The following is an 8853-nucleotide window of genomic DNA, read 5'->3' as shown; positions in this document are numbered from 1 at the left end:
ACGTTTTCGCTCACAAGCGACTTTATCAATATAACATTTTGTTATATTTTCGTCAACAACTTTTTTCAATAAGTTGTTTTTCGTTTGTTTTGCTTGTTACCTTTCGTGGCAACGGATATAAATATACCAGTTTAATTATTAAAATGCAATAGTTTTTCTAATAAAATTTTTAACTTAGTAAAAAAGTATAAAAACAGCACATTTCTTCTATATAAATATAATTTCTCGCACCAGCAAGATCTATTATACCCACGCAACTCATACTCAAATAAAAAAAGCTTTGGAGAAATCTCCAAAGCTTAGTCTTGTTTATGACGCATAGCAGGGAATAATAATACATCACGAATAGATGGTGCATTTGTTAATAACATAACTAGACGATCAATACCGATTCCTAATCCACCCGTAGGAGGCATACCGTACTCAAGAGCTTCGATATAATCATCATCCATCATGTGAGCTTCGTCATTACCTTGCTCACGCTCTTTTAATTGAGCTTCAAAACGTTCTTTTTGATCAATTGGATCGTTTAACTCAGTGAATGCATTTGCATGTTCACGTGCAACGATAAATAACTCGAAACGATCTGTGAATCGTGGATCTTCGTCATTCTTTTTCGCAAGTGGCGAAATTTCTACCGGATGACCGTAAATAAATGTTGGTTGAATTAATTTATCTTCTACTTTTTGCTCGAAGAACTCATTAATGATATGCCCAACTTCCATTGTATCCTTAATTTCTACATTATGTTCTTTTGCAAGCTCACGCGCTTCTTCTACACTCATCGGAGTCCAGAAATCCGCTCCAGAGTGTTGCTTAATTGCATCTACCATATGAAGACGTGTCCATTCTGGTTCTAGATTAATTTCATAATCACCATATTGGATCGTTGTTGTACCCAATACTTTTTTCGCAATATGAGCAACCATATTTTCTGTTAGTTTCATAATATCATTATAATCAGCGTACGCTTCATATAATTCAATCATCGTAAACTCAGGATTATGACGAGTTGATACACCCTCATTACGGAATACACGGCCGATCTCATAAACTTTTTCTAATCCGCCCACAATAAGACGTTTTAAATGAAGTTCAATTGCGATACGCATATATAATTCCATATCTAACGCATTATGATGCGTAGTGAAAGGACGAGCAGATGCTCCACCCGCAATCGCGTGCATCATAGGCGTTTCTACTTCAAGATAACCGTTGTCATCTAAATACCTTCTCATTTCACGAATGATTTTACTACGAGTAACAAATGTTTCACGACTTTCCATACTTGTAATTAAGTCTAAGTAACGTTGACGGTATCTTTGTTCAACATCTTTTAATCCATGGTATTTATCCGGCAATGGACGAAGAGATTTCGTTAAAAGCGTAAATCCTGTTGCTTTTACTGAAAGTTCTCCAACGTTTGTTTTGAACACTTTACCTTCAATACCTACTAAGTCACCTAAATCTGCTGTCGTAAATAACTCGTACTCTTCATCTCCAACAGTATCTTTACGAACGTAAATTTGAACTTGTCCGTGTAAATCTTGAATGTGTGCGAATCCAGCTTTTCCTTTACCGCGTTTTGTCATAATACGACCAGCGATAGAAACCGTGATTTCCTTCTCTTCTAATTCTTCTTTAGAGAATTCTCCATATAGACTTACTAAGTCGGTTGTTGAATTTGTGCGTTCAAATCGTTTACCGAACGGATCGATTCCTTGCTCACGTAAATTATGTAGCTTTTCACGACGAACAAGCAATTGGTCGTTTAATTCTTCGTGGTTCATGTTATCCATGATATTGATATCACTCCAGCTCTATTAATTTTTACAATATATACAGTATAGCATTTTCTACTCAACTAGAAAAACTGCCAGCAACTAACTGGCAGTTCTTCTTTCTTTCACGTAATTATAGGAAGTGTGTAGAAGAATGTCAATCTTCTCCGTCCTCCTTATTAACCAACGTAAATTGTTTGTTGTTTCGCCTCTACTTCTTCTACAAATGCACCTAATACATTCGCAAGGTCTTCACGCGTGTTGCAAGTATTGATACCATTACGCACACTCGCATTACCACGAACACCTTTTAAATACCAAGCCGCATGCTTTCTCATCTCTCTTACAGCAACATTTTCGTTCTTTAAATCGATAAGACGATCTAGATGCAACATACATACATCAATTTTCTCACGGACTGTTGGTTCCGGCATTAATTCACCTGTCTCTAAATACTTTACCGTACGATAAATCATCCATGGATCCCCAAGAGCTGCACGACCAATCATAACACCATCTACACCAATCTCATCAAGCATACGCTTCGCATCTTGCGGTGTTTCGACATCACCATTTCCGATAACCGGGATATTCACAGCTTGCTTTACTTGTTTAATGATATCCCAATCTGCTTTCCCTTCATACATTTGCACTCGCGTACGTCCGTGAACCGCCACAGCTTGTCCGCCAGCACGCTCAACAGCTCTAGCATTTTCTATTGCGAAAATATGTTCTTCATCCCAACCGATACGCATTTTAACCGTAACCGGCTTTTCAACAGCATCTACAACCGCTGCTACCATTTCGTATATTTTATTTGGATCTAGAAGCCACCTTGCCCCCGCATCACATTTAACGATTTTCGGTACTGGGCAACCCATATTAATATCAATAATGTCTGCTGTCGTATATTTATCTACGTATTTCGCAGCATCTACAAGCGTTTCTTTCTCTCCACCGAAAATTTGTAAACTTAATGGTTTTTCTCTCTCATCAATATATAACATATCTAATGTTCTTTTGTTATTCAGTAATATTGCCTTATCACTTACCATTTCAGCACAAACTAAACCTGCACCAAATTCTTTAACTGTTAAACGGAATGCAGAGTTACAAACTCCCGCCATCGGTGCTAATACAACCGGATTTTTCATCTCAATATTTGCAATCTTTAACAATCAACCTACTCCTTCCTGCACAGTCACCTTGGCATTAATTCATCTATCGAAACATTTAACGCCTTAGCAACTTCTACTACAAAATCTTGAGAAGGCGATCGATTCCCTCTCTCAACTTCACCTAAAACAGATACTGATACCCCTAATTCTTTAGCAAAACCTTCTTGCGTGTAGCCTTTTAGCTTTCGAAAAGCACGAATGCGTCTTCCCCATTTTTCTGCTTCCATACCGTTACTCCCTCTCGCCTTTTCATTTCTTCTACTTGTGAACGTGAAATGTTTTGTTTTATATCTTGATTAATCTCTAACAACGGAACGATAACAAAAGCTCTTTCGAACATCCGCGGATGCGGAACAATAAGATTCTCTGCTTCAATATTCTCTTGATTATAAAGTAAAATGTCAAGGTCGATAGTCCTCGGCCCCCACCTAATTTCCCTTTTTCTTCCTAGGTCATTTTCTACTTTTTGTGTTACTTTCAATAATTCTTGCGGTGATAAATTGGTAGAAATTTTTATAACTAAATTTAAAAAACAACTTTGGTCAGTATAGCCAACTGGATCAGTTTCATACACTGACGAAACATCATCAACTTGAATATACGGACTTTTATTTAAAAACTGAATGGCTTCAGTTAAATACGTATAACGCTCTCCAATATTTGACCCTAATGCAATGTACGCTATATTATTCATGGACGTTCTCTCGTAATTTCTACTGCTACAGCGCGATAATGGCCCGGTATCGGCGGATCTGGTTTAATCACCTTAATTGTACACCGTGAAATCCTTTTATATTGCTTTAATATATCTGCAGCAATATTTTCAGCGATACTCTCCACAAGCTTATACTTTCTATCCTCAACAACTTTTCTACATAATTCGAAAAGCTCTCCATAATTGACAGAATGCTCTAAGTCATCACTTTCCCCTGCACGCTTTAAATCCAACTCCACCGTTAAGTCAACTTTAAATCTCTGACCTAATCTATTCTCCTCTGGAAACACACCATGATAACCGTAAAATTCCATATCATGGATATAAATTTTATCCAATTACCTTACCCCCTTACCAATCATCGCATCCATCATTTTAGCCATACGCGCCATTTCTTTCACATCATGGACACGAACAAACTCACAGCCCTTTTCAATACCAAGACAAACAGTAGCTCCCGTTCCCTCAAGGCGTTCCTCTACTGGCAAATCTAATACGTGCCCAATAAAGGACTTTCTCGAAGTACCTAAGAGAACCGGATAACCTAGCACATTTAACTGTTCTAAATTACGCATCGCCTCTAAGTTCTGCTCCGGTGTTTTAGCAAAACCGATACCTGGATCTAAAATAATATTCTCATCTCGCACACCAGCATTTTTAGCAATTTTAATACTGTCATACAAATCAGCAATCATATCCGCCATTAAATTACGATAATTCATATTATCACGGTTATGCATTAAAATGATGGGTACATCATAATGGGCTGCGACTTCAGCAATTTTCGGCTCCGCCTTCGCCCCCCAAATATCATTAATAATATGAGCACCAGCCTCAATTGCTTGTTTTGCAACTTCAGCTTTATATGTATCGATAGATATAGGTAATTTTACTTCTTTTGAAACTGCTTGAATCATCGGGACGACTCGCTTTATTTCTTCTTCTACTGATACTTTAGCAAAACCTGGGCGAGTAGATTCGCCACCAATATCAATAATATGAGCACCTTCACCTTGCATTTCTTTTGCGTGACGTACCGCAGCATCTACCTCGTTGTAACTCCCACCATCAGAAAACGAATCTGGTGTTACATTTAAAATCCCCATAATTAATGTCTTTTCATTTAAATTCAATGTATATTCGCCGCAGCGTAAATCATAATCCCACTTCAAACTACACATCTCCTCTTCGTAATTCATTTCTGCTCCATAATTTCTCTCTTTGCATTCCATAAAGGTACATTAAACTTTTTGTAACCACTCCTACTTTACCCGGGAAATCCTGCGCTTCTATACGATAAAGCGGAACAATTTCTTGAATGGAGTTTGTTACGAAGACTTCATCCGCTGAAAGTAGCTCATCTTTTGTAAAGAAACCTTCCTTTACTTCTATATTTAATTCTTCAGCACTCTTTATAATAAACGCACGAGTGATACCATTTAAAATACCTGTCTCTAACGAAGGTGTATATAAAACATCACCTTTCACAAAAAATAGATTCGAAACAATACCCTCTGCAACATAACCTGCTTCAGTAAGGAAAATACCTTCCTTGCTCACAACATTTCCAATTTCACGCTTACCTAAAATATTATTTAAATAGTGATGAGACTTCAGGCGAAATGTCCCTTCCGGTGTATTTCGCACTTGTTTTAAAATAACACCTTCTTTTTCTACTACATCTCCTGGAGCTGTTAAAGGTTTTATAAAAACAATAACCGAAGGCTCTTCGTATATTTCCGTTTGTAATCCTATTTCATCTATACCTGCCGATACATTAAAACGTACATATGCATGCTTCAATTCATTCTTAGCGAGTAAATCTTTCAAAATAAGCATCACATCATTTTTTGTCATTGTCCATTTAATTTGCAATGTATCCAGCGCCTCTATTAAACGGTCATAATGATCATCCAATAAGAAAGGATGACCATTATAAATACGAAACGTTTCAAAAACTCCAAGACCATATAAATAACCATGATCATAAGGAGAAATTCTCGCTTCACTTGCTTCTACATACTGACCATTTACGTAAATTAACATAATGTCGCACTTGGACTGTATTTACGAATGAAATTCTGCAATAACTCTTTCCCATGAGAAGTCATAATAGATTCCGGATGGAATTGCACACCCTCTATCGGCAATGTCTTATGACGAAGTGCCATAATTTCCCCTTCCTCCGTCCAAGATGTTACCTCTAAGCAATCTGGTAACGTCTCTTTCTTAACAATAAGGGAATGATAGCGCGTCGCAGTAAACGGATTAGGAATATCCGAAAAAATCGTCTTTCCATCATGATGCATAAGCGAAGTTTTCCCATGCATTAATCGTTCTGCACGAACAACCTCTCCACCAAACACTTGTGCAATAGATTGATGCCCTAAACAAACTCCAAAAATCGGAATCTTCCCCGCGAAGTATTTAATAACTTCCATACTAATCCCCGCTTCATTAGGACTACATGGACCTGGAGAAATCATTAGAAAATCTGGTTTCATATTCTCGATATCTGAAATCGTCACTTCATCGTTACGTTTAACAACGAGCTCTTGTCCAAGTTCTCCAAGAAACTGCACTAAATTAAATGTAAAAGAATCATAATTATCAATCATTAATATCATTTCTCTCACCTAACCGTTTCTTCGCTACGTTCTTTTGCACGCCATAAAGCAATCGCCTTTTTTAACGACTCTTTATATTCGTTTTCCGGATTTGAATCAATTACAATTCCCGCCCCCGCTTGTACATGAGCTTTTCCATCTTTAGCAAGAAGTGTTCTAATTACAATATTCAATTCTGTATCTCCAGAATAACCAATCCAACCGATTGAACCTGTATAAATCCCTCGGCGAACAGGTTCTAATTCCTCAATAATTTCCATTGTACGTATTTTCGGGGCACCAGTAATTGTTCCACCAGGGAATACAGCCTTCACTAAATCAAAAGCATCTTTATCTTCTTCCACCTCACCACGCACATTAGAAACAATATGCATAACATGTGAGTATTTCTCAATTACCATAAATTCATCTACTTCTACAGTGCCATATTTACAAACACGCCCTAAATCATTTCTTTCTAAATCCACAAGCATTACATGCTCTGCTCTTTCTTTTTCGTTCTCAATTAATTCTCTTGCTAATTCTTCATCCTCTTGCTCATCCGCGCCTCTAGATCTCGTTCCAGCAATTGGTCTTGTACTTACTTCAGTTCCTTGTTTCTTAATTAACAACTCTGGCGATCCACTAACAATTTGAAAATCCCCAAGCTCCAGGTAACCCATATATGGAGATGGATTAATTTCACGAAGACTTGTATAAATTTCTAGTGGATGCGTTTGTAAAGTTCTTTCTTGTCTAGTCGACAAGTTTACTTGGAACACATCACCCGCTCCAATATATTCTTGAATACATTCAACTGCCTTCATAAAGCCTGTTTCTGTAAAGGCAACCGCTTCATTTTTCTTTTTAGGACGTTCAAACGGCATAGTCACTTCAGGCACTTCTGCCACCCAAAGATCCTTCCATTCATTTAAACGTTCTTCTGCTTCTGCATGCTTATCTACATAATGTGTAATAATCCACAATAGCTTTTCTTTTTGATCATAGACAAACACATCGTCAAATAATAAAAAGTATATATCGGGTATATTCAGATCATCCTCTGCAAGAGAAGGGAGTTTTTCGATATAACGGATACAATCATAACTAAAGTAGCCAATTGCACCACCTTGAAAAGGCGGGTACTCTGGATTGTAGTCTGTTTTCCATTTCTCCATATATTCTTGCATTAAATCTAATGGATTCCCTCTTTTTATTGTTTCCTTACCGCTTTCACTTATATGTAACTTTTCACCCTTCCCTTGGATTACCGCTACCGGGTTTAAACCCACTATGTTATAACGACCGCCACGTCCACTTTCCAGCAAAATATGTTGCGGCTTATCCTGAGAAAGAAATTTATATTGCTTAAAGAAATCTAACTGATATGGAATAGAAAGCGCTAAAGATTTCCTTCGTTGCATATCAACACCCCGTCTTCTTTTATCCCACCCTCTTAGATGAACCAGCTCCAACTACATAAGTTATTTATATAGAGATTGATTATACTCGAAGGCTAGTGAAAATAATTTAATTATACTACCTCTTATTTTACATGAAGTTTTCTAGTCATTCACTCTTTTCCTATTTCCAATCCAAAAAGAAAAAGCATCCTTTTTCAAGGATGCTTTTTCAATCGCATTTAATTATGATTCAAATTGATAAAGTGGTGTACTTAAATAACGTTCACCGTTACTCGGGATAATAACAAGTACCTTTTTCCCTTTACCTAACTTTTTCGCAACTTCTGTTGCTGCATAAATAACTGCGCCTGAAGAGATACCAACTAAAATACCTTCCTCTTTAGCCACTCTTCTCGCATATTCAAATGCTTGCTCTGTTTTCACTTGAATAATTTCATCATATACTTCTACATCCAACGTCTCCGGAACAAATCCCGCCCCAATTCCTTGGATTTTATGTGGACCTGGTTTCCCCCCAGATAATACTGGTGAATCTGCAGGTTCTACTGCATAAATTTTAATATCTTTATACGCTTCCTTCAGCACTTCACCAGCACCAGTAATCGTTCCACCTGTACCAATACCTGCAATAAACGCATCTAATTGGTCGCCCATTTGTTCAATAATTTCTGGACCTGTTGTTAAACGGTGAATTTCTGGATTTGATTGGTTTTTGAACTGTTGTGGTATAAAGTAGCCATGCTCTTTCGCTAATTCAGTCGCTTTACGAATTGCTCCACCCATCCCTTCAGGACCTGGAGTCAATACTAATTCAGCACCGTAAGCACGTAATAAATTACGACGCTCAATACTCATTGTTTCTGGCATTACTAAAATTGCATTATATCCTTTAGCAGCCGCTACCATCGCTAAACCAATCCCTGTGTTACCACTTGTTGGCTCAATGATTGTATCGCCCTCTTTTAACAATCCCTTTTTTTCAGCATCTTCAATCATAGCTAGTGCAATACGATCTTTAACGCTACTCCCTGGATTCATAAATTCTAGTTTTAAGTATATATCTGCGCTGTCTGATTCTACGATGCGGTTCAACTTAACGATCGGCGTTTTCCCGATTAATTCTGAAACTGATTGTGCCACTCGCATTCC

Annotated in this window: 10 protein-coding genes; all 10 read right to left on the bottom strand. The window is 37.5% G+C overall.

Features of this window, described 5'->3' with window-relative positions:
• Positions 1-299 precede the first annotated feature (299 nt).
• Positions 300-1799, bottom strand: a complete 1500-nt coding sequence (gene lysS, locus OXT04_RS28075) for a lysine--tRNA ligase (RefSeq protein ID WP_000369686.1) — start codon at positions 1797-1799, stop codon at positions 300-302.
• 161 nt (positions 1800-1960) lie between these two features.
• A complete protein-coding gene (gene dusB, locus OXT04_RS28070; protein ID WP_000912249.1) occupies positions 1961-2959 on the bottom strand; it encodes a tRNA dihydrouridine synthase DusB in 999 nt (332 codons plus the stop codon).
• Positions 2960-2982: 23 nt separating this feature from the next.
• On the bottom strand, positions 2983-3186 hold the full coding sequence (locus tag OXT04_RS28065) for a helix-turn-helix domain-containing protein (protein ID WP_098284605.1): 204 nt from the start codon (positions 3184-3186) through the stop codon (positions 2983-2985).
• Positions 3138-3653 (bottom strand): 2-amino-4-hydroxy-6-hydroxymethyldihydropteridine diphosphokinase, encoded by a 516-nt coding sequence (folK, locus tag OXT04_RS28060; protein WP_001059456.1) that lies wholly within the window; start codon positions 3651-3653, stop codon positions 3138-3140. Before folK ends, OXT04_RS28065 begins: the two co-directional genes overlap by 49 nt.
• Positions 3650-4012 carry a dihydroneopterin aldolase gene (gene folB / locus OXT04_RS28055; RefSeq protein ID WP_000358069.1) on the bottom strand — a complete coding sequence of 121 codons (363 nt, stop codon included), beginning with the start codon at positions 4010-4012 and terminating at the stop codon, positions 3650-3652. Before folB ends, folK begins: the two co-directional genes overlap by 4 nt.
• Positions 4013-4873, bottom strand: coding sequence for a dihydropteroate synthase (gene folP / locus OXT04_RS28050; RefSeq protein ID WP_002103948.1), 861 nt, complete (start codon positions 4871-4873; stop codon positions 4013-4015).
• Positions 4848-5720, bottom strand: a complete 873-nt coding sequence (gene pabC, locus OXT04_RS28045; RefSeq protein ID WP_016513295.1) for an aminodeoxychorismate lyase — start codon at positions 5718-5720, stop codon at positions 4848-4850. Before pabC ends, folP begins: the two co-directional genes overlap by 26 nt.
• Positions 5714-6301 carry an aminodeoxychorismate/anthranilate synthase component II gene (pabA, locus tag OXT04_RS28040; protein ID WP_000602297.1) on the bottom strand — a complete coding sequence of 196 codons (588 nt, stop codon included), beginning with the start codon at positions 6299-6301 and terminating at the stop codon, positions 5714-5716. Before pabA ends, pabC begins: the two co-directional genes overlap by 7 nt.
• A gap of 5 nt (positions 6302-6306) precedes the next feature.
• Positions 6307-7704 (bottom strand): aminodeoxychorismate synthase component I, encoded by a 1398-nt coding sequence (gene pabB / locus OXT04_RS28035; protein WP_016513294.1) that lies wholly within the window; start codon positions 7702-7704, stop codon positions 6307-6309.
• 222 nt (positions 7705-7926) lie between these two features.
• A complete protein-coding gene (gene cysK, locus OXT04_RS28030) occupies positions 7927-8850 on the bottom strand; it encodes a cysteine synthase A (RefSeq protein WP_001261712.1) in 924 nt (307 codons plus the stop codon).
• Positions 8851-8853 lie beyond the last annotated feature (3 nt).

This window comes from Bacillus sp. GC_Bacil_1 (assembly GCF_026540675.1).
GTDB classification, from domain to species: Bacteria; Bacillota; Bacilli; order Bacillales; family Bacillaceae_G; genus Bacillus_A; species Bacillus_A cereus.
This window is presented reverse-complemented; position numbering and strand designations above follow the sequence as displayed.